This is a genomic window from Serratia sp. YC16 (genome assembly GCF_009707615.1).
Lineage (GTDB): Bacteria > Pseudomonadota > Gammaproteobacteria > Enterobacterales > Enterobacteriaceae > Serratia > Serratia surfactantfaciens.
In genome coordinates this window covers 1-2,899 of record NZ_WLYN01000026.1, presented here as the reverse complement: position 1 = coordinate 2,899, position 2,899 = coordinate 1, and the positions used below count along the sequence as shown (strand labels likewise).

General features: G+C 52.8%; 1 rRNA gene. It reads left to right on the top strand.

What is annotated here, in order from left to right:
* Positions 1–93 precede the first annotated feature (93 nt).
* Positions 94–2,899, top strand: a 23S ribosomal RNA gene (locus tag GKN89_RS24200); the annotation flags it as partial.

The following is a 2,899-nucleotide window of genomic DNA, read 5'->3' as shown; positions in this document are numbered from 1 at the left end:
TCCCTCCGTAGATGTACTGGGATGAAGAGTAACCTGTCATAGAGTCTCTCAAATGTTTGCAGCACGAACGATGGAAACATCTTCGGGTTGTGAGGTTAAGTGACTAAGCGTACACGGTGGATGCCTAGGCAGTCAGAGGCGATGAAGGGCGTGCTAATCTGCGAAAAGCGTCGGTAAGGTGATATGAACCGTTATAACCGGCGATACCCGAATGGGGAAACCCAGTGTGTTTCGACACACTATCATGTCATGAATACATAGTGGCATGAGGCGAACCGGGGGAACTGAAACATCTAAGTACCCCGAGGAAAAGAAATCAACCGAGATTCCCCCAGTAGCGGCGAGCGAACGGGGAGGAGCCCAGAACCTGAATCGGCTTGTGTGTTAGTGGAAGCGTCTGGAAAGTCGCGCAGTAAAGGGTGATAGCCCCGTACACTAAAATGCACAGGTCGTGAGTTCGATGAGTAGGGCGGGACACGTGACATCCTGTCTGAATATGGGGGGACCATCCTCCAAGGCTAAATACTCCTGACTGACCGATAGTGAACCAGTACCGTGAGGGAAAGGCGAAAAGAACCCCGGCGAGGGGAGTGAAATAGAACCTGAAACCGTGTACGTACAAGCAGTGGGAGCACCTTCGTGGTGTGACTGCGTACCTTTTGTATAATGGGTCAGCGACTTATATTTTGTAGCAAGGTTAACCGTATAGGGGAGCCGTAGGGAAACCGAGTCTTAACTGGGCGAATAGTTGCAAGGTATAGACCCGAAACCCGGTGATCTAGCCATGGGCAGGTTGAAGGTTGGGTAACACTAACTGGAGGACCGAACCGACTAATGTTGAAAAATTAGCGGATGACTTGTGGCTGGGGGTGAAAGGCCAATCAAACCGGGAGATAGCTGGTTCTCCCCGAAAGCTATTTAGGTAGCGCCTCGTGAACTCATCTTCGGGGGTAGAGCACTGTTTCGGCTAGGGGGCCATCCCGGCTTACCAAACCGATGCAAACTCCGAATACCGAAGAATGTTATCACGGGAGACACACGGCGGGTGCTAACGTCCGTCGTGAAGAGGGAAACAACCCAGACCGCCAGCTAAGGTCCCAAAGTCATGGTTAAGTGGGAAACGATGTGGGAAGGCATAGACAGCCAGGATGTTGGCTTAGAAGCAGCCATCATTTAAAGAAAGCGTAATAGCTCACTGGTCGAGTCGGCCTGCGCGGAAGATGTAACGGGGCTAAACCATGCACCGAAGCTGCGGCAGCGACGCTTAGGCGTTGTTGGGTAGGGGAGCGTTCTGTAAGCCGTTGAAGGTGGCCTGTGAGGGTTGCTGGAGGTATCAGAAGTGCGAATGCTGACATAAGTAACGATAAAGCGGGTGAAAAGCCCGCTCGCCGGAAGACCAAGGGTTCCTGTCCAACGTTAATCGGGGCAGGGTGAGTCGACCCCTAAGGCGAGGCTGAAAAGCGTAGTCGATGGGAAACAGGTTAATATTCCTGTACTTGGTGTTACTGCGAAGGGGGGACGGAGAAGGCTAGGCTAGCCGGGCGACGGTTGTCCCGGTTTAAGCGTGTAGGGGGTGTGACCTGGTAAATCCGGTTGCATATCAACCCTGAGGCGTGATGACGATGCACTACGGTGCAGAAGTAGTTGATGCCCTGCTTCCAGGAAAATCCTCTAAGCTCCAGGTAACATTAAATCGTACCCCAAACCGACACAGGTGGTCAGGTAGAGAATACCAAGGCGCTTGAGAGAACTCGGGTGAAGGAACTAGGCAAAATGGTGCCGTAACTTCGGGAGAAGGCACGCTGGCATGTAGGTGAAGTCCCTTGCGGATGGAGCTGAAGCCAGTCGAAGATACCAGCTGGCTGCAACTGTTTAATAAAAACACAGCACTGTGCAAACACGAAAGTGGACGTATACGGTGTGACGCCTGCCCGGTGCTGGAAGGTTAATTGATGGGGTCAGCCGCAAGGCGAAGCTCTTGATCGAAGCCCCAGTAAACGGCGGCCGTAACTATAACGGTCCTAAGGTAGCGAAATTCCTTGTCGGGTAAGTTCCGACCTGCACGAATGGCGTAATGATGGCCAGGCTGTCTCCACCCGAGACTCAGTGAAATTGAACTCGCTGTGAAGATGCAGTGTACCCGCGGCAAGACGGAAAGACCCCGTGAACCTTTACTATAGCTTGACACTGAACATTGAGCCTTGATGTGTAGGATAGGTGGGAGGCTTTGAAGCGTGGACGCCAGTCTGCGTGGAGCCATCCTTGAAATACCACCCTTTAATGTTTGATGTTCTAACTCTGCCCCGTGATCCGGGGTGAGGACAGTGTCTGGTGGGTAGTTTGACTGGGGCGGTCTCCTCCCAAAGAGTAACGGAGGAGCACGAAGGTTAGCTAATCACGGTCGGACATCGTGAGGTTAGTGCAAAGGCATAAGCTAGCTTGACTGCGAGAGTGACGGCTCGAGCAGGTACGAAAGTAGGTCTTAGTGATCCGGTGGTTCTGAATGGAAGGGCCATCGCTCAACGGATAAAAGGTACTCCGGGGATAACAGGCTGATACCGCCCAAGAGTTCATATCGACGGCGGTGTTTGGCACCTCGATGTCGGCTCATCACATCCTGGGGCTGAAGTAGGTCCCAAGGGTATGGCTGTTCGCCATTTAAAGTGGTACGCGAGCTGGGTTTAGAACGTCGTGAGACAGTTCGGTCCCTATCTGCCGTGGGCGTTGGAAGATTGAGAGGGGTTGCTCCTAGTACGAGAGGACCGGAGTGAACGCACCACTGGTGTTCGGGTTGTCATGCCAATGGCATTGCCCGGTAGCTAAGTGCGGAAAAGATAAGCGCTGAAAGCATCTAAGCGCGAAACTTGCCTCAAGATGAGTCTTCCCTGGACCTTTAAGG